This window comes from Roseomonas populi (genome assembly GCF_024594815.1).
Lineage (GTDB): Bacteria > Pseudomonadota > Alphaproteobacteria > Acetobacterales > Acetobacteraceae > Roseomonas > Roseomonas populi.
This window is the reverse complement of sequence record NZ_JANJOU010000039.1, coordinates 26,479-46,722: the sequence shown is the minus strand read 5'-3', so window position 1 is coordinate 46,722 and position 20,244 is coordinate 26,479. Positions and strand designations below refer to the sequence as shown.

Here is a 20,244-nt window from a genome sequence, read left to right as displayed (position 1 = left end):
CCCGTGTTGGAGTAGGCCATCTCCTCCCCGGGCGCCCCGCCCGTGCCGGGTAGGCGGCGGCAGAGCTCGAGCAGCTCCGCCTCGGACAGGCTGGCACTGAAGGGCAGGCCAAGCAGCCAGAGCGTCTCCATCAGGTCGGGGATGGCGCCGGTCATGTCCATGGCGCGCGCCAACGGGAGGGCGCCAATCGCGGGGGCCAGGCCGGGAACGAGCGCGGCGAGGCGGTCCTCCGGGCGGAAGCCGGCCAGCAGGGCCGTCGTGGCACAGAACTGCTTGCTGATCGAGGCCCAGCGAGTCGGGGTGGCGGGGGTGAAGGGCAGGCCGTGCTCCAGGCTGGCGAGCCCGCCTGCCACGACCTCGCGCGGCCCCGCGGTGTCGAAGACGACCAGGGCGCCGCCAGGTCCGCCCTCTGCTGCCCAGGTAGAGCAGATCGAGGCCGCTTCCAGTACAGCGCGGGGGAGATCGGGCGAAGTCATGCCTGATCATCGCTTCACTACGGATTACTGGCCAGGGTGGGCACTCATCGGAACACTTCCCCAACCGCGAAGGGCTGGAGGCGTCGAGGGCTGGCGCTCCGTGGCTGTCTGCGCCACCCCGGTTACCCGGCCCTGGTGATCCCGCTCACCACCCAGCACTACGCCATGCCGGCCCTGCTCTACACCGGCGTGACCCGGGGCAAGCGGCTGGTCGTCCTCGTCGGCCAGCGGCGGGCGCTGGGCATCGCAGTCAAGAACCGGAACACGCGCCGGCGATGGCCGAAGCTGAAAGAGTGGATGGCAGGCTGAACCATCAGACGAGGTCCGCCAACATCCGGTTCTGGCCGGACACGATGTGTTCCTCCCTGGCAGCTCCTCCTGCTCTCTGGGGGAAGGGTTGTTGCCGGCGCGGCGTGTGACAGGATAGCCCCCGCGATCGGGCCGAGGCCGGACGGATCGGGACTACGGGGGAGCGGCGGTTTGGAGATCGGCATCGACATCGGCGGGACCTTCACGGACGCGGTGCTTCGCGGCAGGGACGGGTCCCTGCGTTCCCTCAAGGTGCCGAGCACGCCGGACGATCCCGCCCGCGCCGTGGTTCACGCGTTGGACCGGTTGCTGGGCGAGGGCGGGGCGGAGGACGTGCGCCGCTTTCTGCACGGCACCACGGTGGCCACCAACGCCATCCTGGAGAGCACGGCCGCACCGGTCGGGCTGATCACCACGCGCGGCTTCGCCGACGTGATCGAGCTCGGCCGCATGACCCGCGCCTCCAATTACGATCTGCTCTTCGGCCCGCAGACGCCGGTGGCGCTGGTCCCGCCGGAGCGCCGGATGGAGGTGGCGGAGCGCATCGGCGCGGATGGCACGGTGTGGGAGCCGCTGGACGAGACAGAGGTGGCCGAGGCCGCACGGGCGCTCGAGAAGGCTGGGGCGCAGGCGGTGGGGATCTGCTTTCTCTTCGCCTTCGCCAATCCCGCCCACGAGCGCCGCGCGCGGGAGATCGTACGGGCCACCTGCCCGGGCCTGGCAGTCTCCCTCTCCTCGGAGGTGGACCCAGCGCCGCGCGAGTACGAGCGGACCTGCGCCACCGCATTCGACGCCGCCCTGAAGCCCGTGATGAGCAGCTACCTCGGCCGGATCGAGACGATCCTCGGCGGAGCCGGAGTTGGCGCGCCGCTACAGGTTATGCATTCGCGCGGCGGGCTGCTGGGGGCGGCGGCGGCGCGGGAGCGGCCGATCCGCCTGACCCTCTCCGGGCCCTCGGCCGCCGCGATCGGCGCGGCGGCAGTGCTACGCGAGGCTGGGCATTCGGACGGCGTCTCGATCGACGTGGGCGGGACGAGCGCGGACGTGGCGGTGATCCGCGGCGGCGCGCCGGCGCTGCGGATGGACGGGATGATCGGCACCTTCCCCGTGCGCGTGCCGACAGCCGACGTGCTGGCGGTCGCGGCCGGCGGCGGCTCCGTCGCCTGGATCGACGACGCGGGCGGCCTGCGGGTCGGGCCGCGCTCGGCGGGGGCCGCGCCGGGGCCGGCCTGCTATCGCCGCGGCGGCACCCGGCCGACGGTGCTGGACGCCTCTGTGGTGCTCGGGCTGGTGGACCCAGCCCGCTTCGCCGCGGGGGAGTTGCCGCTCGACGCCGAGGCGGCGGCGGCGGCGATCGAGCGCGAGGTGGCTGGCCCTCTCGGGCTGGGCGTGCGGGAGGCGGCGGTGGCGATCCACCGCATCATCAACGCCACCATGGCCGAGGCCGTGCGGGCGGTGACAGTGGCGCGTGGCGTGGACCCGCGAGAGTTGCCCCTGGTGGCGGCCGGCGGCGGTGGCGGGCTGCACGCGGCCGCCATTGCGGAGGATCTCGGCCAGACTCGGATCGTCATCCCCGCCGCGCCGGGCGTGCTGGCCGCGACGGGCCTGCTGGATGCGCCGCTGGAGCACGACGCCGCGCGCGGCTTCGGCTGCTTGCTGGACGAGCTGCCCGAATCGGATCTTCGCGCCGCCATCGCCGCGTTGGCCGAGGAGACCGGAGCGGCGATGACGGCGGAGGGCGTCGGCCCCGCCGAGGCGGAATTGGTCCTGACTGCCAGTGCCAGCTTCGTGGGCCAGGGCCACAACCTGGAGGTACCGCTGCCCCCGGAAGGGCCCGAGCCCCGCGCCGCCATCCGCGACGGCTTCATCGCCCTCCATCGCGCCACCTACGGCCATGCGCGCGAGGCGCCGGTGCGCCTGATCTCTCTTCGCGCCGTGCGGCGGCTGCGCGCGGCCCCGGTGGCGCCGCGCGCGGCCGCCGGCGGTCGCGCCCAGCGCACGGGCCGGCGGGCGGTGATCGGCGGCCTGGCCGGGGAGGTGGCGGTGGTGCCCCGCGCCGCGCTGCGCCCCGGCGAGGTCCTGCCCGGTCCCGCCATCATCGAGCAGGACGACACCACCGTCGTCGTGCCCGCCGGATGGTGCGTGACGGCCGGTCCCGCCCACCTGTTGATGGAGCGCGCGCCGTGAACGCGGAACACCTGGATCCCGCGACGGTCGAGATCGTCCGCCGCCGCCTGGAGGCGATCGCGGAGGAAATGCAGGCGGTGATGCTGCGCTCCGCTGTTTCTCCCATCGTGCGGGAGGCGAACGACGCCTCTGCCAGCCTCTTCCTGCCGGACGGGACGCTGATCGCGCAGTCCGTCTCCCTGCCGTTGCTGCTCGGCGCCCTGATGCCGGCCGTCGCGCGGATGGTCCGGGAGTTTCCGGTGGCGGAGATGCGCCCTGGCGACGTCCTCCTGATGAATGACCCCTACGACGGCGGCACGCACATCCCGGACGTGTCGCTGATGGTGCCGGTCTTCGCGGAGGGACGGGTGATCGCGCTGGCAGGGGCGATCGTGCACCATCAGGACCTCGGTGGCATGACGCCGGGCTCCCTCCCTACGACTGCGACCGAGATCTTCCAGGAGGGGCTGCGGCTGCCGCCGCTGCGATGGCGGCGGGACGGGGTGATCGACGCGCAGGTCGCGCGCATCATCGCCCTGAACACCCGCACGCCGGACGCCTTGTTCTGGGACCTGGATGCCCAGATCGCCTGCTGCGACCTCGCCGCGGCGCGACTGGAGGAGCTGGCCGGGCGCCACGGCGCCGGGCCGCTCACGGCCATGATGGCGGAGCTGGTGCGGCGGGCCGAGGCCGCCACCCGTGCCGCCATCCGCGCCATCCCCGACGGGAGCTGGACCTACGAGGACGCGCTCGACAACGACGGGGTGGAACTGGACCGGCCCGTACCGATCCGGGTGCGCGTGACCGTGGCTGGGGACGAGATGCGCTTCGACTTCACCGGCACCGCGCCGCAGGTACGCGGCCCGGTGAACGCGGCGCCGGCCGGCGTGATGGCGGGCTGCTTCTTCGCGCTGCGTGCCATCACGGGCCCGAACATCCCGAACAACGGCGGCTGCGCGCGCCCGCTGGAGGTGATCCTGCCGGAGGGGTCGCTGCTGAACCCGCAGATGCCCGCCGCGCTGAACGCGCGCACGGGCACGGTGAAGCTGGTGACCAACGCCATCCTCGGCGCCCTGGCCGGGGCGCTGCCGGACCGCATCCCCGCCGCCAATTCCGGCTGCTCCACCGTCATGGCGCTCTCGGGGCGGCGGCCCGACGGGTCGGCCTGGGTTGTGACGGAGGTGCTCTCGGGCGGCAGCGGCGGGTCGCTGCTCGGGCCGGGGGTGAACGGCGTCTCCACCGATGTCGGCAACACGATGAACCTGCCGGTGGAGGCGATGGAGACGGACGCGCCGGTGCGCGTCCACCACCTGCGGGTGCGGCGCGGCTCCGGTGGGACCGGCCGGCACCCGGGCGGGGCCGGCATCGACCGAGAGTATGAGGTCCTGCGCGGCCCGCTCACCCTGACCTTCCGGGGGGAGCGGCACAGCCACGCGGCGAGGGGCAGCGCCGGCGGTAGGGATGGTCGCCTGGCGGAGGCGTGGGTGATCCGCGCGGACGGCGCGCGGGAGGAAGTGCGGTCGAAGCTGACCACGGTACTGAACACTGGCGACCGGCTGCGGATGGGCACGGCCGGCGCCGGAGGCTGGGGAACCCCGACATGAGACGCGTCTTCGCATCGCTGGTCCTCTCCGCATTCGGCCTGGCGGCGATGACGCCGCCGGCTATGGCGCAGCTCGACCCCACGCGCGTGGTGCGTGTGATCGTCGGCTACGCACCCGGCGGCTCCTTCGACGTGACCGGCCGCCTCGTGACCGATGCCCTGCGCGAGCAGCTCGGGATCAACGCGATCGTGGAGAACCGCCCGGGCGCAGGGGGCACCATCGCGTCCGACTACGTGGCCAAGGCGCCGCCGGACGGCTCGGTGCTGCTGGTGGGCGGCGCGGGGTCGCACGGGGTAACCCCGGCCCTTCGCCGCAACCTGCCCTTTGATGCAGCGCGGGACTTCACCGCCATCGGGCGCATCTCCGAATTCGCCAACGTGATGGTGGTCGGGGCGGGTTCCCCGGCACGGACGGTGCAGGAGTTCATCAACTGGGGTCGCGCGCGGCCTGATGGAGTCAACTTCGGTTCTCAGGGCGCCGGCACCTCGATCCACCTGACGGGGGAGATGTTCCGCCTGCGCTCGGGCCTGACGATGACCCACGTGCCGTATCGTGGCAGTGCCCCGGCGGTGCTGGACCTGCAGGCGGGCCGCATTCAGGTGATGTTCGACAATCTACCGAACGTGTTCGGCCAGATCCAGGGCGGCACGCTGCGAGCGCTTGCCGTGACCAGCGCCGCCCGCCTGCCCTCCCTGCCGGAAGTGCCGACCATGGCGGAGGCGGGCGTGCCGGACTTCGTGGTGACGAGCTGGGTCGGCATCTTCGGGCCGGCCCGGATGAACCCGCGCACGGTGGATCAGCTCTCCGGTGTGATCGCGAAGGCCGTTGCCTCGCCCGAGGGACAGGCGCGGCTCCGCACCATCAGCGCCTCGCCCGCACCGGCTTCCGCGGCAGAGTTCGACGCGGTCTGGCGCGCCGACATGGACCGCTGGGCGGAGGTGGTGCGCGACGCGAAGGTAGAAGTCGAGGAGTAGCCGCCTCTGGCCGGGAGCCGCCCGACTGCTTCGGGGCGGCAAAGCGCGGTAGCGGACATCCGTCAGGCGCCGGTGCTTCAGGGAGCGTCGCCACCCGACGGCTGGGCCGCTGTCAACCCGCGTCCAGCGCAGCGAGGAACCGCTCCAGGCTCAGCGGGTTCGGCCGGGCCGCGGGTTCGCTGGAGGTGACGCCTTCGAAGGGGGTGGCTTCTTCGAACCAGCGGCGCTGGGCGGGCAGGCCCCAGGGGAAGGAGATGTTGGAATCGGCCGGATCCCAGCCCACGGGTTCGTTCTCCAGGTCCATGACCTGGTAGTGAGTGTTGAACAGCTCGATGCGGTGGCCGGCGGGGTCGCGGAAGTAGACGAACATGGCATGGCCGGGCCCGTGGCGGCCGGGGCCGCGCTCCACCTTGCGGCCGTAGCCGAGCTCGCCGGCCACATCGCAGGCGCGCAGCAGGTTGGCGCCCTCGGCGACCGTGTAGGCGAAGTGGTGCAGGCGTGGGCCGATGCCGTTGAAGAAGACGATGTCGTGCGGGTTGCCCTTGCGCTGGAGGAAGACGCCGCCGAGGACCTCGCCGCCGGGCGGCATGATGTACTCGGTCAGCCGGAAGCCGAGCTTGTTGTAGAAGGCCAGCGCCTTGCCGACCTCGGGGGTGAGGATCTGGTAGTGGTCCAGCCGCCCGGCCGCGCCGCCCTTGTGCGTGCTGAAGCGGGTGATCATGCGCGGCATGGCGTCCATGCGCGCGCAGAGCTCGAGCGGCGTGCCCACGGGGTCGGTCACGTGCAGGGTGCGGCCCTGGTAGGGCGCCTCGGCCCAGGAGACGGTGCAGCCCATCTCGGCCAGCACGTCGTGCGCGCGGGCGAGGTGGTCCTCGTTCACCACGCGCATGCCGATCCGGGTGCAGCCGGGGGTGCCGGAGCCGCGGCGGAGGACGAGGGAGTGGTGGCAGGCTTCCTCTACCCCGCGCAGGTACACGGCGTCCGCGTCCGCCGCGCTGGTGATGAGGCCGATCACCTCCTCATAGAAGCGGCGGCTGGCGTCGAGATCGTCGACGGTCAGGACGATGTGGCTCGCCCGGGTGATGTTGAAGGCAGGGTCGAAAACCGTCGGGGGGAGCTGCATCGGGCCTTCTCGGACTGGTTCTGCGGCCGGGAAGGGGGCGAATCCGTCCCGGCGCGCCGGCCCGGCCGACCCCCACCCCGGCAGGGGCATGAAAGCAGGGCTTGACCTTCGCCGCAATGATGATCGATCATTTCTGTATAATGAGTGTTTGATCGATGAAATGCGGAGGGTGCCTTGGGGGCGGTGGGAGTTGGGCACGCGACAGCCCATGACGTCGCCGTCCTCGGCTACGGGCCGGTGGGCGCGATTCTGGCGAACCTGCTCGGCCGGGCCGGGCTGCGGGTCGTGGTGGTGGAGCAGGCCGCCGAGGTCTACGACAAGCCGCGCGCCATCACCGCCGACCACGAGATGCTGCATGCCCTGCAGCTCTGCGGGCTGGGCCGGCGCCTGCCCGGGGTGATCGCGCCGCACCCCGGCACGGACTACCTGGGCGTGGATGGCGGCGTGATCCGCTCCTTCGATCCCATGCCGCCGCCTTTCCCGCTGGGCTGGATCCCTACCGCTGTCTTCATCCAGCCGGAGCTGGAGGCGGCGCTGCGCGAGGTCGCCTCAGAGCTGCCGGATGTCTCCGTACGGCTCTCCAGTCGCGCCACCCAGGTGGAGGAGGCGGGCGACCGCGTGCGCGTGCTGACGGAGCACGCCGGAACCGGCGCTAGGGAAGTGATCGAGGCCCGCTTCCTCGTCGCCTGCGACGGCGCGAGCAGCCCCACCCGCCGCCGCCTCGGCATCGGGGTGGAGGACCTGGCCTTCGACGAGTGGTGGATGGTGGTGGATGCCCTGCGGCACGGGCCGGAGGGCTTTCCGCCGAAATGCATCCAGTACTGCTGGCCGGAGCGTCCCTCCACCTACATCCCCGGCCCGCGAGACCTCGTCCGGTGGGAGATCAAGCTGTTGCCGGGCGAGGACCCGCGCGCCTTCGGCGAGGCGGAGAATGTCCGCCGCCAGGTGGCGCGCTTCATCGACCCGGAGGCGGTGGAGATCTGGCGCAGCGCCGTCTACCGCTTCCACGCGCTGGTGGCGGAGAGGTGGCGGCGGGGCCGCGTGATCCTGGCCGGCGACGCCGCGCACCAGATGCCGCCCTTCCTCGGCCAGGGCCTCTGCGCCGGGGTGCGGGATGCCGTGAACCTCGCCTGGAAGCTGCGGATGGTGCTGCGGGACGGCGCGCCGGAGGCGCTGCTGGACAGCTACGAGGCCGAGCGCAAGCCGCATATTCGCACCGTGGTGGCCCGCGCGAAGGAGGCCGGGCTCGTCATCGGTGAGCTGGACCTGGAACGCGCGCGGGAGCGCGACGCGCGGCTGCGCCGCCAGATCGTGGTGAACCGGCAGGACGTGATCCCCCGCATCGCGCACGGGCTGATCGACCGGGATTCCGGGGAGGTGGCGGGGACCCTGGCCGTGCAACCGCGCTTGGTCACGCCCGAGGGCCCGGCCCTGATGGACGACGTGCTCGGCCCCGCCTTCGTCATGCTGTTCCGCGACACCGCCGATCTCGCCTGGCTGGGCGAGGCGGAGCGGGCGGCGCTGGCGCGGCTGGGCGGCCGGGCGCTCGCGGTCCTGCCGCGGGCCGAGGCCGGCGAGGGCGCGACGGCCGAGGAAGGCTCCCTCGCGCGGGACTGGCTGGACCGCCACGGCGCCCGCGCCGCCCTGATCCGCCCGGACCGCCACGCCTACGGCATCGCGCGGGACGCGGAAGGCGCGCGGCGCCTGGTCCGGGGCGCCGCGGCGGCTGTCTTCGAGGAAGAACGAACGCCACAGGAGGAGAACGTCCCATGAAGCCATTCCACCCCACCCGCCGCACCGCACTTCTCTCCGTGCTCGCCGCCGCGGCGCCCCTCGGCGCCCTGCCCCTGGGCGGCGCCCTGGCCGCCTACCCGGACCGGCCTGTCCGCTGGATCGTCGGCGCCCCGCCAGGTGGCGGCACGGACACGGTGGCGCGGGTGGTGGCGCAGGCGCTCTCCGCCCGCCTGGGCCAGCCCATCGTCATCGAGAACCGCCCGGGCGCCTCCACCACCATCGGCGCGGACGCGGCGGCGAAGGCGGCACCGGACGGGCTGACGCTGGCCACGGTGGACAACGGCACGGTCATCTTCGTCCCCGTCCTCTACCGCCGCCTGCCCTTCGACCCGGATAAGGACTTCCGCCCCGTCGGCCTGATGGCGCGCGTGCCGCAGGTGCTGGCCGTCGGCCCGCAATCCTCCATCCGCACCGCGAAAGAGCTGGTGGAGAGGGCGAAGGCAGCGCCGGGCAAGATCGACTACGCCTCCCCCGGCATCGGCTCCCCGCACCACCTGACAATGGAGCGGCTGTGCAGGACGGTCGGCATCCAGCTGAACCACGTGCCCTATCGCGGCTCCGCGCCCGCGCTGAACGACGTGATCGCGGGCCAGGTGGAGGTGGCGGTAGTGGATACGGCCGCCGGCGGCGAGTACCTCCGCTCCGGCCGCGTCCGCCCGCTGGCCACCTGCCAGGCGGAGCGGTTGCCGGACCTGGCGAACGTGCCCACGGTGAACGAGGCGCTGGAGCTGTCGGGCTTCGACGTCTTCTCCTTCCAGGCCCTGGTGGTGCCGCGCGCGACGCCCGACGCCATCGTGCAGCGGCTGTCCGACGAGCTGCAGGCCGTACTGAAGGACGAAGCCGTGCGCGCGCGCATGGCCGCCATCGGCATCCAGCCGCTCGGCGGCGGGCCGGAGGACTACGACCGCGCGGTGCGCGAGGACCGGGAGATCTGGGTGCCGCTCATCCGCTCCCTCGGCATCACGCTGGAACTGTGACCGGCCCCGATCAGCCCGCCAGCACCTTGCGCACCAGATCCGCCGTGCGGGTGAAGTGGGCGTTCAGCAGCGCCACCGCCTCGTCGGCCCGGCGCCCGATCGTCGCCTCCATGATCGCCTTGTGCTCCTCCTCGCTGGAGGAGCGGGTGACGCCGGCCAGCCGCGCAAGGTGGCGGTACCGCTCCGCCCGGTCGAAGAGCTGCTCGCAGGCCTGCTGCAGCCACTGGGAGCCTGAGGCGGCGGTCAGCCGGGCGTGGAAGTGCCGATGCGCCGCCTCCCAGGCCGGGTTGCGGTCGGCGGGGCCCGCCGGCCCGCGCGCTGGATCGTGCCGTGGCGTGCGGGACAGGCGGTGGAAGGCCAGCAGCACGGATTCCTCCCACGCCGCGTCGCCTTCGGCGATGGAGTGGCGCAGCCCGACCTCGCCGATCCAGCAGCGCGCCTTCGTGACATCCGCCAGGTCCGCCTCCGTCAGCGGGGCGACGAAGAAGCCGCGGTGGTCAATCTGCGTGACCAGCCCCTCGGTCGAGAGGCGGCTCAGCGCCTCCCGCACCGGACTCAGCCCGATCTCCAGCCGGTCGCACAAGGCGCGGATATGCAGCTTGGCGCCTGGCGGTAGCGCCGCCGTCAGGATCTCGTGCCGCAGGCGCTCATACGTCGAGGAGGCCAGGGTCTCCTTCCGGTCCTCCTCCGCTCCCGCCAGCGGCTCCGACACGCGCGCCTCCCCCAATTTCCTCCACCGCCTCCCGACCGTCCTCCGGAGGAGCTTACCCTCCCGGACCGCTTTCCGCACCCCTGGCGCCCTCAGGCGCCGCTTGGGCCCGCCGCCCGGACAGACCAGAGAGACACAAGCATGGACCTAGGCATCAAGGGCCGCCGCGCGATCGTCTGCGCCTCCAGCCGCGGCCTTGGCCGCGCCTGCGCGGAGGCCCTGGCCGCGGAAGGCGTGGCTGTCGTCGTCAACGGGCGGGACCTGGCGCGCCTGGAGGCGGCGGCCGCCGAAATCCGTGCTCGCCACGGCGTGAAGGTGACCCCGGTGGCCGGAGACGTGACGACGGAGGCCGGCCGGGCCGCCCTCCTCGCCGCCCTTCCCGATCCCGACATGTTGGTGAACAACAACGCTGGCCCCACTCCACGTGGCTTCCTCGACGTGGGCCGGGACAACTGGCTCGACGCGCTGGACGCGAACATGGTCGCGCCCCTGCTGCTCACGGCCGCCGTGCTGCCCGCCATGAAGGAACGGCGCTTCGGCCGCATCATCAACATCACCTCAGCCATGGTCACCACGCCGCGCCCGCACATGGTCATGTCCTCCGGCGCGCGCGCCGGGCTGACGGCCGCGATGAAGGGCCTCTCCTTCGAGGTCGCCCCCTTCAACGTCACGATCAACAACCTGCTGCCCGAGCGCATCGACACGGACCGCCAGCACTTCATGGCGCAGCAGGCCTCCGCCCGCCTCGGCATCACCTATGAGGAGGCACGGGCGGAACAGGTGAAGTCCATCGCCGCCCGCCGTCTGGGCCGACCCGAGGAATTCGGCGCCACCTGCGCCTTCCTGTGCAGCGCCCATGCCGGCTTCGTCTCCGGCATGAACGTCCATATAGACGGCGGCTCCTATCCGGCGCTCGTCTGAGCTCGTCGCGGCGCTGTCCCGCCCCGTGGTGCAGACGCGGGAGGTCTCAGGCGTAGCCACCGGTGCCCCGGCGAGGATCAGGCCGCTCACGGCGCCCGTCCGCTTTCGAGAAGCCGAGCGTGCCTTACCAGGGCTGCTGTGGGGGCATTCCAGCCGTCGAGGGTGCAAGCACTCCCGCCCGGATCCAGAATACCCAGCATGCCGCATGATGAAGACCACTCGGATGAGATCCTGGCGACGGCAGTGGAGCTGGCACGTGAGGTCGCGGGGGAGCTCGATGCTGTCCTCCTGACCCACTACGCCGACGCCGAGACGCTGGACATGCTGCGCCCCGGCGAGAGCGATCTCACGACTGTCGGGGCCGAGATCGAGGAGTTCCTGGACGAGGCCGGGGCGCAGACCCGCGGCCTGGAGGAGATCGTGGCCTGCGTCACCGCCGCCAGGCGCAAGGCCGGGGACGAGGAGGTCGTCTGCCGCGCGGAGATCGTCGGCGAGGGGCTGGAGCTGTCGCTCTACACTGGCAGCGGCCGCTTCCTCGACGGCCTGACCCTCCCCGAAGAGCGGCTGCCCGCCAAGGCGGTGGAGATGCCAGCGCTCCTTGAGTCCTTCGTGCGCATGGTCAGGGACGCTCCGGGCCGCTAACTGCGCCGGTGGTCGGTTCGGTTCCATGCACGCCATAGGCGACGAGGGCCCGGGCGACGACATCATGACCCCCGTCACGGAGCACCGCCCCGGTGCCCTGCCGTTCTCTGACCTTTTCGATGTCATCTCCACTTCCGCCGTCGATGCCGGCAGCCAAGCGCTGATGTCGGGCCTGTGCGCGCTGCGGGTAGAGAGACGTCAGGACGGCACGCCGCAGAACGGGCACGGGGCAGACAGGATCTGCTCTGCCTAAGTCAGAGGTGGAGCAACATGGTCCTTGAAGGACGGGCGCTGGCCGAGGCGCTCGTACCACCGCTCGATCCGGGCCAGATTCGGCCGGTCCTCGACCTCCACGCCGAACCAGCGCCGGGCATAGGCGCCCAGGGCGATATCCGCGAGCGTCAGGTGGTCCCCCTCAACATAGGGGCGTCCGTGCGCGAGATGAGCGTCGAGCACCTGCCAAGCCTCACCGGACGCTTTCGCCGAGACGCGGATCGCGGCCGCGTCGCGGTTCTCCGGGCGGGTACGCACCATGCCCCAGAACAGGGCCCGTTCAGCGGGCTGCAGAGTGGAGAGAACCCAGTCCAGCCACCGATCCACCCGGGCGCGTGCGGCGGCGCCCTCGGGGTAAATGCTGGCCGCCTCCGGTTCCTGCTCGATCTGACGCAGGGCCAGGTAGCGGAGGATCGAATGGGACTCCCACAGCACGACATCGCCGTCCACCAGCGTCGGAACGCGGCCGTTCGGGTTCAGGGCCCGGTACTCCGGGGTGTCCACGACGCCGAACTTCATGCCCGCGTCCCGGCGGTCGTACGCCAGGCCCAACTCGCCGCAGCACCAGAGCACCTTCTGGACGTTCACCGAGTTCTCGCGTCCCCAGATGGTCAGCGTTGACATGCGATCTCCTCTTCCGGAGTTGAGTTCGGCGAAGTTACGGAGCTGGTCCAAGCGCCCTCGCCAGAGCCTGGTTGCCGATCCTTAGCCGCCACGGCGCTTGCGCGCTGCCCCGCGCTCATCGCGGGCGGACGCCTGCCTCGCGCAGGACCCGCTCCCGACGCACCATCTCCGCCTCGACGTAAGCTTTGGCCCCGGCGGGCGTGTTGGCGACGATCTCGGACCGCAGCTTCCCAAGGATCGGTCCCGGGGTGCCGGTCGGCGCAAGGACACCCTGCCAGACGCCTGGGCCGAGGCCGGACCGGGCATGCCCCAAGCAGGGGCTGCGTCGAGAGCGGTTGCAAGCGCCACGCGACGGGGCACAAGCCGGGGCCGGTGTGGCATGGAACACATCCTCTCCATGACTTCTTGATGCTCGTGATGAACCAGTCCCTGCCGGCGGGTCAACCGAGGCGCCGGCAAGCAGGCGGCCCGCCGATGGCATGAGGCGCCAGGATGGGCGTCCGATCCGCCGGAAGATGCCAACGGGTGGACGCTACGGGAGACGAGCCATGCAGAGTCTCCGGCCCCTGCTTCGAAATGTCGCGACCTCGATGCACACGGAGATGCCGCAGGAGCTGCGCGGCCCCGTGGTGATGGAGTGGTCGAGGGCCAACAAGCGCGGCCGTCCGGCCAACCCCTTCCTCGAAGGGCTCTGCTCGGACCGCGCGGGCCATCTCTACGTCACCGGCGCCCCGCACGGCCGCATATTCCGAATCTCGCTGGACGGGCAATGGACGGCGATCGCCGAGTACGACGGCGAGCCGGACGGGCAGATCCTGCATCCGAACGGAGAGCGCCTCCGCATCGCCGGCTACAAGCAGGTCTCCCCACCTTCGACCTGGCAACGGGGGTGGTTGGCCCGGTGCTGACCCGTCGCGACAGCGAGCACTTCAAGGAATCGAATAACCTGGTCTTCGCGACGGCGGGGATCTCCACTTCACCGAGCGGGGCAGAGCGGCCTGCACGATTACGGGGCGCGTGCATCGCCTGCGGCCAAGTGGCCAACTCGGCCTGCTGCTCCCGAACGTCCCGGCCCGAACGGCGTAGCCCTGTCCCGGTGGTCCGCACCTGTCACCGGGACGAACGGAGCCGGGCTTCCTCCAACCGCGAGAGGATGCGGACCAGGGGCCAGAGCAGAACGAAGTAGGTCAGCGCGGCCGCTACAATCGGGGTGGCGTTGTAGGTGATGCTCTGGGCCTGCCGCGCCTGGAACAGAAGCTCGGCCACGCTGACGACCGAGGCGATGGAGGTCAGCTTCACCACCTCCAGCGTGTTGCTGACCAGGTCCGGTAGTACCAGCCGGACGGCCTGCGGCAGCAGGACCAGCCGCAGGGCCTGGACCGGCCGCAGCCCCAGCGCGGCCGCCGCGTCCTCCTGCCCCAGGGGTACGCCCTTCAGCCCGGCCCGGAAGACCTCGCAGTAGTAGGCGCCGGAGTTCAGCAGGAAGCAGGCCGCCACGGAGCCCCAGGCCCCCAGGTTGATCCCGGCGAAAGGCAGGCCCGCGTAGAGGAGGATGAGGAGCACGAGGGGCGGCAGGGCGCGGAACAGGTCCACGAAGAGCGCGGTCGCCCGCCGAATGGCGGGGCCGCGCCGGCACAGCAGCGCCAGGCCCAGACCGGCCGCCAGCCCGATCGGCACGACGAGGAGGGACAGCGCGATCGTGCGGCCCGCGCCCATGGCAAGCAGCCACCAGGCCTCGGAGAGGATGCCGAGGTTGAGGAAGGCTTCGGCGAAGTCGGCCATCGCTCAGTGCGACCAAGCGAGGCGCGATTCGATCCAGCGGGCGAGCAGGATAATCGGCGTGAACAGCACCACGTAGGCCGCGGCCCCCAGGATGAGCGGCGAGGGGTTTGCCGTGAAGGAGGTGACGGACTGCGCCGCCCCCAGAATGTCGGAGAGCCCGACCACGGAGCCGAAGGCGGTGCCCTTGACGATGGCGATGGTCCGGTTGGTCAGCGGCGGCACGGCGATCCGTAGCGCCTGCGGCAGGGTGACGAGAAGGAGGGTCTGCAACGCGCCGAGGCCGAGGGAGCGCGCCGCCTCCTTCTGCCCTTTCGGCACGGCACGGATGGACGCCCAGAAAATTTCCTCCGCGAAGGCGGCAAGCACCGCGGCGAGGGTGATCCAGGTGGTGACGAAGGCGGAGAGCTCCACGTCCAGGGAAGGCAGCCCGAAGAAGAGCAGCACGATGATGACCAGGGGCGGCACCGCGCGCAGCAGGTCCACCACGAAGATCAGGGGCAGGTTGATCCACCACCGCCCACCGAGGCGCAGCATGGCCGCCAGCAGCCCGATCGCCAGGCCGCTGGCCACAACGAGCAGCGCCAGCTCCACCGTCAGCAGGAAGCCCTTCGCGACTTCCGGCAGGGCCGCGAGGAGGACGCGGGTGTTGAAGAAGGTGAAGAGGAAGCCCGGCTGTTCCGACATGCGGCGGTGCCGCGTCCCCGGCCGCTAGTTGCAGCGCGGGGTGTGCGGGGCGGGATCGTAGCCGGGCAGGCCGGGAACGCCGTAGCCGGGGAAGGCCACGCGCTCCGCGTCGTCCGCCTCCGGCGCCGTGCCGAACCACTTCTCGGACAGCTTGGCCAGGGTGCCGTCCAGCTTCATGCACTCCAGCGCGTTCTCCAGCATCTCCCGCATGGCCGTGTCGCCGCGCCGGGCGACGAGGGACCAGTGCGCGCGCGTGTCGCGCAGCACGAGATCGGCGGTGAACTGCCGGTTGCGCTGCGCGGCGTAGCGGATGGTGGTGTTGCCGCCCAGCTGCGCATAGGCGCGGTTCTGCACGACGGCCAGGGTCGCGTCCGTGAAGGTGTCCAGCACCAGCGGCGTGAAGCCATAGCGCTCCGCGTTCTCGCGCGTCCAGCCGTCATAGGCGCTGCCCTTGTTCACGGCGATGATCTTGCCGCGCAGGTCGCCCACACCGGTGATCGGCGCGCTGCCGCGGCGGATGCCGAACTGATAGGCGGTGAAGAGGTAGCCCTCCGTGAGGAAGAGGTTCTCCGCCCGTTCCGTCGTCGCCGTCACGGGGGCGAGGATGAAGTCGTAGCGCCCGGCGTTCAGCGCCGGGATCAGCCCGGCGAAGTTCGTGCCGTCGACCTGCACCTCGCGCCCCAGGCGTCGCCCCAGCTCGGTGCCCAGGTCGATCTGGAAACCGTCGAGCTTGCCGTCCAGCCGGGTGAAGGCGTGGGGCGGGAAGTTGGCGTCCACAGCCGTGCGCAGCGGCTGGTTCTGCGCCTGCGCCGTGCCGCCTGCCACGAGGAGGCTGACCAGCACGATCTGGAACAGGCGCTTCGGAAGCACTCGCATGATTGGGATCCTGGTCCTCGTGCAGTGGCTGCTCAGAGAGTGGGCAGCACTTCGCAAATTGCTCGCAAGTCGCGTGCCAGAGCGCTGGCCCCGGCTCGTCAGGCCATGGTCGTGGCTGCCTGGTTCGCACGGCTCACCTTCATCAGCCGGTGCCCGCCGGAGGTGATGGGTTCATAGCGGGCGGGATTGCCGGGGCCGGCACAGCCGGGGATGCACTCAATCAGCGCGTCGTGGTTCGGTTGGTGGAAGAAGGCGATCGAGAGGCGCCGCGTATTGCCGGAGCGCGGCGGGTTCGCCACGCGATGCATGGTGGAGACGTAGCGGTCGTTGCTCCACTGGGCCATCAGGTCGCCGATGTTCACGACGAAGCTGTCCGGCAGATGCGGCACGGCCTCCCACTCGCCGCGACGGTTGAGGACCTCAAGGCCGCCCTTGTTCGCCTCGGTCAGCAGGATGGTGAGGCAGCCATAGTCCGTGTGCTCGCCGGCGCGGATCTGGCCCGGTTCGATCTCCTCCGGCTGGGCGGGGTAGTGCAGCGCGCGGACGTTGCTGATGTGCCGGTCCACCTTGTCCGCGAACCAGTCCTCCGGCAGGCCGAGCGCGAGGGCGAAGCCGCCGAGCAGCGTGCCGGCCAGCGCCGCAAGCTGCTCATAATAGGCCTCGAAGGCCGGCTGGAAGTCCGCCGGGCTGGCAGGCCAACGGTTGGGCGCGAAATGTGGCGCCGCCTCGGCCGAGCGGTGATAGGCATCGTCCGGCGCACCGACCGGCCCCATGCTGAAGGCCTCCTTCAGGTCCGCGGCCGCTCCGGCGCGCCCCAGGCTGCGGGCCAGGCCTTCGGAGGCGAGGGGGATGTAGCCGCGGTAGGAGGGTGGCTGCCGCTCGATCGCCCGCTTCTCCTCCTCGTCCCGGTCGAAGAAGGCGAGGGACGCCTCCCTCACGCGGCGGATCAGCTCCTGCGGGATGCCGTGGCCGGTGATGCAGAAGAAGCCGATCTCCTCGCAGGCGCGCCCGATCTGGTCCGCCACGGCCTGCCGCGCGGCCCGGTCCCCGCGCAGGCCGGACACGTCGATGATGGGAACGCTCGTCATGGCTTCAGCCCTCTTCTGCCCGCCGCCCCGAAAGGCCCTGGCGGAAGCTAATCACGGGCTGGCCGTGAGATTGCATACGGATTCAGGGGTGGGCCGTAACCCCATGTTAACTCCCGGCGGAGGCTGGCCAGGTGAATGTCCGGCAGGTCGAGATCTTCTGCGCGGTGATGCAGACAGGCTCCGTGGCCGGGGCGGCCCGGCTCCTGGCCGTTTCGCCCCCGGCCGTCAGCCGCATGCTCCGCCACACCGAGGATCAGCTGGGATACGCCCTCTTCGAGCGGCGCGCCGGGCGCCTGGTGCCGACGCCGGAGGCGGGGGCGCTCTACACGGAGGCGGAGGCCGCCCTGGGCGGGCTGAAACGGGTCAGCAGCCTCGCCGAGGGTTTGCGCAACGGCAGCCCCTCCGTGCTGCGTGTCGCGGCAAGCCCTTCCTTCGGTGCCAATCTCCTGCCCCACGCGCTGATGCGGTTCCGCCGGCGTAGCCGGCAGGTGGTGCTGGACGTCAACACCACGGCCCATGCCAGCGTGGTGGAGCGGCTGCTACTGCGGCAGGCGGATCTCGGCCTCTCGCCGTTCCGGGCCGACCATCCCCTGCTGCGGGAGGAACTGCTCGGCCAGTTTCCCATGTATGCAGCCATCCCGGAGGAATGGCCGCTTGCGCGCGAGGCAGTGGTCGGGCTGCAGGATCTCGCAGCGCTCCCGCTTATCGGCTATGCCTCTTCCACGCCCATCGGGGCGCTGACCGTGGCCCATCTCGAGGCCCACGGGATCGGACGCCAGCCCGATGTGGTCGTCCGCTATCCCATGATTGCCTGTACCTTCGTCGATGCTGGGGTGGGCGTGGCAATCGTGGACGCATTCATGGCGCGCGACGCCCATCGCTGGCGCATCGCGTTCCGGCCCCTCAGCACGGCGCTCAGTACCGGGGTATGGATGCTCCGCCACGACGCCCACCCGCTGACCCAGGCCGGGCGCAACTTCGAGCGCGCGATACGACAGGCGCTGGATACCTATCGGACGGGCTGACAGCCCCGCAGCGCGGGGCCGGCAGTCGGCCCTTCATAAATCCGCCGTCGCGCCGATTTTTCGACGGAGGAACTCGAGTGCGAACCGCTCGGCGAGATTGAGGTTTTGAGAGTCTCCTGCAGGCCGTCGCCAAGCCATTCAACTGACCGTCCGCCAGCTTCGTGAATATGCGGCCGTGAGCTTCGTGCACCGTGTCCTCGTGGAAGCGGCGGAGGACGTGGCCGACGGCCTACACCGGGCCGACTGATCATTCGGCGCCGGAGCCGGGGCGAACCTTGGACCGAAGCTGGCCCAAAGCGGAACGGCCGCTCTCGGGTGTAGAGGTAGCGGAAGCGGACCTTCGTCAAGTGTCAGAGCTCGGTAGTGCGAATGCCGCGTCTCCCTTTCGCGACGTTGAGGTCGTTTGCGTCGGACGGATGTCGCGCTCTCGACGGTCCTGTCAGCTTCCCCTGCCACCTCCGAACCCATCGCCGATCCGGGTCGCTGCGAAGCGCTGGCGCAGCCAGGCCGCGGCCGGGCCGCAGGGCCGCTGCTTGTGCCACACCAGTTCCAGCGCCACGGGCCAGTCGCCGTCGTCGAACTGCAGGTCGGGCGTGACGAGGTCGGGCGCTGCGGGAGAGGCGGCGATCACGTGGTCAGACACGAAGGCCCAGCCGATCCCGTGCTTGACCATCTCCAGGATCACCCAGTGGCTTTCCACCCACCACACCTCGGCGGCCACGCGCAGGCGCCGCTTCTCCGGCCCGTCGCTCCGGGCGGCGACCAAGATTTGCCGGTGGCGCTTCAGCTCCTCCCACTCCACCCGCTCCTTGGCGAGCGCGTGTCCCCGCCCGCAGACGAGCTTGAGCGGCACCCAGCCGATGGTCTGGAAGCCCATCTCGGTCGGCAGCGCCTCCTGCCGCCACATCACCCCGAGGTCGGCCGTACCGGCCTGAACCAGTCGGCTGACGTCCTCCATCAGCGGGAACAGCAACTCCAATTCGACGAACGGGAAGTGCCGGGCGAAGTCCGCGAAGAGCGCCCCTAAGGCATGCTCCGGGTAGAGTTCGTCGATCGCCACAACCAGCCGGTTCTCCACCCGCTGCTCCAGGCTGGCGGCGACGCCCATCAGGTGCTCTCGCCGGTCCAGCACCACGCGCGCCTCCAGCAGCAGGCGCTGCCCGGCGGGTGTCAGGACGGGGTTTCGCCCGGCGCGGCTGAACAGCGCCAGCCCGAGGTCAGCCTCGAGATTGGCGACATGGGTGCTGACTGCGGATTGGGCTTTCCGGAGCCGACGGGCCGCGGCCGAGAACGACCCTGTTTCCGCCCCTGCCACGAAGGCCTCGAGCTGCTCCAACGAGACCGGCATCTATCTGAATTCCAGATGGCTCCTGACTTGTTACTCCGGCCGCTTCGGATGGAAAACCCGCGCCATCGACGTTTTTCGAGAAGTTCAGACCATGCGCACCACCCGTGACCGTATACGCCATGCCATCCTGTTCGAGCTGATTGGCCTTGCCCTCATCATCCCGCTGGGCGGCCTCGTCTTCGGGCTGGGCGCAGAGACCATGGGCGTGATCGGCGTCGGCAGCGCCGTGGCGGCCACGGCCTGGAACTATGCCTACAACCTCGGCTTCGACCGCGCGATGCAGCGCTGGGCCGGGCACACCCGGAAGAGCCTGGGCTTGCGCATCGCCCACGCCGTCCTGTTCGAGGCCGGGTTGCTGGTCATCCTGCTGCCGCCGATCGCCTGGTACCTGGGCGTCACCCTTGTCCAGGCCTTCGTCATGGATCTGGCGATCGCCGCCTTCTACGTGGCCTACGCCTTCGCCTTCAACCTGGCCTATGATCGCGTCTTCCCCCTGCAGGACTGGAAGGTGGCCGCAGAGGCCGCCTCCTAGGCGGCCCGCGTCGCCTTTTCCACGCCACGACCGTCCTGGGCCCAGCCCGGCGAGCATCTGCGTCTGCTTTCGGGCGAGCTGAAAAGACGTGAGAACCACCGGGTCGGGCGCTCGGCGGAAGTCCCGGCTGGGCGGCATGGAGGGCCGTGACGCGGCCATAGGAGGAGCGGCAACTGGGCCAGGCAAGGTAGGTGGCCTCGTCGAGCACGGGGCGGCAGCCCACCACGAAGGGCCGGCTCGCCTCCCGGCGGCCACGTACCCGCGCACGACCCCTGCGAGCGTGTTCCTGGCGCAGATGTTGAGGCCCGAGTAGCCCA

Annotated in this window: 20 protein-coding genes and 1 pseudogene; 12 read left to right on the top strand and 9 right to left on the bottom strand. The window is 71.1% G+C overall.

Annotation, left to right across the window (positions count from 1 at the left end; translation table 11 throughout):
* The coding region (locus tag NRP21_RS27000) for a serine hydrolase (RefSeq protein ID WP_257719351.1) at window positions 1-476 on the bottom strand (476 nt) is incomplete at its 3' end.
* Between the two features lie 123 nt (window positions 477-599).
* Between NRP21_RS27000 and NRP21_RS26995 the strand changes: the two are divergent.
* From NRP21_RS26995 to NRP21_RS26980, 4 genes and pseudogenes are all read left to right on the top strand, one after another.
* Window positions 600-785 (top strand): annotated as a pseudogene (locus tag NRP21_RS26995) (hypothetical protein); the annotation flags it as partial.
* A 171-nt stretch (window positions 786-956) separates the two neighbouring features.
* Window positions 957-2,972 (top strand): hydantoinase/oxoprolinase family protein, encoded by a 2,016-nt coding sequence (locus NRP21_RS26990; RefSeq protein ID WP_257719350.1) that lies wholly within the window; start codon window positions 957-959, stop codon window positions 2,970-2,972.
* Window positions 2,969-4,555, top strand: a complete 1,587-nt coding sequence (locus NRP21_RS26985) for a hydantoinase B/oxoprolinase family protein (protein ID WP_257719349.1) — start codon at window positions 2,969-2,971, stop codon at window positions 4,553-4,555. Before NRP21_RS26990 ends, NRP21_RS26985 begins: the two co-directional genes overlap by 4 nt.
* Window positions 4,552-5,529 carry a Bug family tripartite tricarboxylate transporter substrate binding protein gene (locus tag NRP21_RS26980; RefSeq protein WP_257719348.1) on the top strand — a complete coding sequence of 326 codons (978 nt, stop codon included), beginning with the start codon at window positions 4,552-4,554 and terminating at the stop codon, window positions 5,527-5,529. The genes NRP21_RS26985 and NRP21_RS26980 overlap by 4 nt, the downstream gene beginning before the upstream one ends.
* A 112-nt stretch (window positions 5,530-5,641) precedes the next feature.
* Here the strand turns inward: NRP21_RS26980 and NRP21_RS26975 are convergent, their stop codons facing one another.
* On the bottom strand, window positions 5,642-6,652 hold the full coding sequence (locus NRP21_RS26975) for a VOC family protein (RefSeq protein WP_257719347.1): 1,011 nt from the start codon (window positions 6,650-6,652) through the stop codon (window positions 5,642-5,644).
* 183 nt (window positions 6,653-6,835) lie between these two features.
* On the opposite strand from NRP21_RS26975, the gene NRP21_RS26970 reads away from it, so the two are divergent.
* On the top strand, window positions 6,836-8,425 hold the full coding sequence (locus NRP21_RS26970; protein ID WP_257719346.1) for a bifunctional 3-(3-hydroxy-phenyl)propionate/3-hydroxycinnamic acid hydroxylase: 1,590 nt from the start codon (window positions 6,836-6,838) through the stop codon (window positions 8,423-8,425).
* Window positions 8,422-9,423: a Bug family tripartite tricarboxylate transporter substrate binding protein gene (locus NRP21_RS26965; protein WP_257719345.1), complete on the top strand. Its 1,002-nt coding sequence runs from the start codon at window positions 8,422-8,424 to the stop codon at window positions 9,421-9,423. The genes NRP21_RS26970 and NRP21_RS26965 overlap by 4 nt, the downstream gene beginning before the upstream one ends.
* Before the next feature lie 10 nt (window positions 9,424-9,433).
* Here NRP21_RS26965 and NRP21_RS26960 read toward each other — a convergent pair whose 3' ends face one another.
* The gene (locus tag NRP21_RS26960) at window positions 9,434-10,135 is read right to left on the bottom strand and encodes a GntR family transcriptional regulator (RefSeq protein WP_257719344.1); all 702 of its coding nucleotides are present in this window, start codon (window positions 10,133-10,135) and stop codon (window positions 9,434-9,436) included.
* 138 nt (window positions 10,136-10,273) lie between these two features.
* On the opposite strand from NRP21_RS26960, the gene NRP21_RS26955 reads away from it, so the two are divergent.
* From NRP21_RS26955 to NRP21_RS26945, 3 genes are all read left to right on the top strand, one after another.
* Window positions 10,274-11,053, top strand: a complete 780-nt coding sequence (locus NRP21_RS26955) for an SDR family oxidoreductase (protein ID WP_257719343.1) — start codon at window positions 10,274-10,276, stop codon at window positions 11,051-11,053.
* A gap of 198 nt (window positions 11,054-11,251) precedes the next feature.
* The gene (locus NRP21_RS26950) at window positions 11,252-11,695 is read left to right on the top strand and encodes a hypothetical protein (RefSeq protein ID WP_257719342.1); all 444 of its coding nucleotides are present in this window, start codon (window positions 11,252-11,254) and stop codon (window positions 11,693-11,695) included.
* 25 nt (window positions 11,696-11,720) lie between these two features.
* On the top strand, window positions 11,721-11,948 hold the full coding sequence (locus NRP21_RS26945; RefSeq protein ID WP_257719341.1) for a hypothetical protein: 228 nt from the start codon (window positions 11,721-11,723) through the stop codon (window positions 11,946-11,948).
* On the opposite strand, the gene NRP21_RS26940 is transcribed toward NRP21_RS26945, so the two are convergent.
* Window positions 11,945-12,592 (bottom strand): glutathione S-transferase family protein, encoded by a 648-nt coding sequence (locus NRP21_RS26940; RefSeq protein ID WP_257719340.1) that lies wholly within the window; start codon window positions 12,590-12,592, stop codon window positions 11,945-11,947. The genes NRP21_RS26945 and NRP21_RS26940 overlap by 4 nt on opposite strands.
* Before the next feature lie 548 nt (window positions 12,593-13,140).
* Here NRP21_RS26940 and NRP21_RS26935 point away from each other — a divergent pair.
* A complete protein-coding gene (locus NRP21_RS26935) occupies window positions 13,141-13,500 on the top strand; it encodes a hypothetical protein (protein ID WP_257719339.1) in 360 nt (119 codons plus the stop codon).
* Between the two features lie 202 nt (window positions 13,501-13,702).
* Here NRP21_RS26935 and NRP21_RS26930 read toward each other — a convergent pair whose 3' ends face one another.
* From NRP21_RS26930 to NRP21_RS26915, 4 genes are all read right to left on the bottom strand, one after another.
* Window positions 13,703-14,374 carry an amino acid ABC transporter permease gene (locus tag NRP21_RS26930; RefSeq protein WP_257719338.1) on the bottom strand — a complete coding sequence of 224 codons (672 nt, stop codon included), beginning with the start codon at window positions 14,372-14,374 and terminating at the stop codon, window positions 13,703-13,705.
* A 3-nt stretch (window positions 14,375-14,377) separates the two neighbouring features.
* A complete protein-coding gene (locus tag NRP21_RS26925) occupies window positions 14,378-15,058 on the bottom strand; it encodes an amino acid ABC transporter permease (RefSeq protein ID WP_257719337.1) in 681 nt (226 codons plus the stop codon).
* A gap of 24 nt (window positions 15,059-15,082) precedes the next feature.
* The gene (locus NRP21_RS26920; protein WP_257719336.1) at window positions 15,083-15,934 is read right to left on the bottom strand and encodes a transporter substrate-binding domain-containing protein; all 852 of its coding nucleotides are present in this window, start codon (window positions 15,932-15,934) and stop codon (window positions 15,083-15,085) included.
* 98 nt (window positions 15,935-16,032) lie between these two features.
* Window positions 16,033-17,022 carry an isopenicillin N synthase family dioxygenase gene (locus NRP21_RS26915; RefSeq protein WP_257719335.1) on the bottom strand — a complete coding sequence of 330 codons (990 nt, stop codon included), beginning with the start codon at window positions 17,020-17,022 and terminating at the stop codon, window positions 16,033-16,035.
* Between the two features lie 131 nt (window positions 17,023-17,153).
* On the opposite strand from NRP21_RS26915, the gene NRP21_RS26910 reads away from it, so the two are divergent.
* Window positions 17,154-18,047 (top strand): LysR family transcriptional regulator, encoded by an 894-nt coding sequence (locus NRP21_RS26910; RefSeq protein WP_257719334.1) that lies wholly within the window; start codon window positions 17,154-17,156, stop codon window positions 18,045-18,047.
* Window positions 18,048-18,486: 439 nt separating this feature from the next.
* On the opposite strand, the gene NRP21_RS26905 is transcribed toward NRP21_RS26910, so the two are convergent.
* Window positions 18,487-19,395, bottom strand: coding sequence for a LysR family transcriptional regulator (locus NRP21_RS26905; RefSeq protein WP_257719333.1), 909 nt, complete (start codon window positions 19,393-19,395; stop codon window positions 18,487-18,489).
* A gap of 91 nt (window positions 19,396-19,486) precedes the next feature.
* On the opposite strand from NRP21_RS26905, the gene NRP21_RS26900 reads away from it, so the two are divergent.
* Window positions 19,487-19,927, top strand: coding sequence for a PACE efflux transporter (locus NRP21_RS26900; protein ID WP_257719332.1), 441 nt, complete (start codon window positions 19,487-19,489; stop codon window positions 19,925-19,927).
* Window positions 19,928-20,244 lie beyond the last annotated feature (317 nt).

Bases quoted from the DNA above. Each gene is read 5' to 3' on its own strand.
- NRP21_RS26980 (WP_257719348.1), top strand. From the start codon at position 4,552: ATGAGACGCGTCTTCGCATCGCTGGTCCTCTCCGCATTCGGCCTGGCG.
- NRP21_RS26975 (WP_257719347.1), bottom strand. From the start codon at position 6,652: ATGCAGCTCCCCCCGACGGTTTTCGACCCTGCCTTCAACATCACCCGG.
- NRP21_RS26965 (WP_257719345.1), top strand. From the start codon at position 8,422: ATGAAGCCATTCCACCCCACCCGCCGCACCGCACTTCTCTCCGTGCTC.
- NRP21_RS26955 (WP_257719343.1), top strand. From the start codon at position 10,274: ATGGACCTAGGCATCAAGGGCCGCCGCGCGATCGTCTGCGCCTCCAGC.
- NRP21_RS26950 (WP_257719342.1), top strand. From the start codon at position 11,252: ATGCCGCATGATGAAGACCACTCGGATGAGATCCTGGCGACGGCAGTG.
- NRP21_RS26945 (WP_257719341.1), top strand. From the start codon at position 11,721: ATGCACGCCATAGGCGACGAGGGCCCGGGCGACGACATCATGACCCCC.
- NRP21_RS26940 (WP_257719340.1), bottom strand. From the start codon at position 12,592: ATGTCAACGCTGACCATCTGGGGACGCGAGAACTCGGTGAACGTCCAG.
- NRP21_RS26935 (WP_257719339.1), top strand. From the start codon at position 13,141: ATGCAGAGTCTCCGGCCCCTGCTTCGAAATGTCGCGACCTCGATGCAC.
- NRP21_RS26930 (WP_257719338.1), bottom strand. From the start codon at position 14,374: ATGGCCGACTTCGCCGAAGCCTTCCTCAACCTCGGCATCCTCTCCGAG.
- NRP21_RS26925 (WP_257719337.1), bottom strand. From the start codon at position 15,058: ATGTCGGAACAGCCGGGCTTCCTCTTCACCTTCTTCAACACCCGCGTC.
- NRP21_RS26920 (WP_257719336.1), bottom strand. From the start codon at position 15,934: ATGCGAGTGCTTCCGAAGCGCCTGTTCCAGATCGTGCTGGTCAGCCTC.
- NRP21_RS26915 (WP_257719335.1), bottom strand. From the start codon at position 17,022: ATGACGAGCGTTCCCATCATCGACGTGTCCGGCCTGCGCGGGGACCGG.
- NRP21_RS26905 (WP_257719333.1), bottom strand. From the start codon at position 19,395: ATGCCGGTCTCGTTGGAGCAGCTCGAGGCCTTCGTGGCAGGGGCGGAA.
- NRP21_RS26900 (WP_257719332.1), top strand. From the start codon at position 19,487: ATGCGCACCACCCGTGACCGTATACGCCATGCCATCCTGTTCGAGCTG.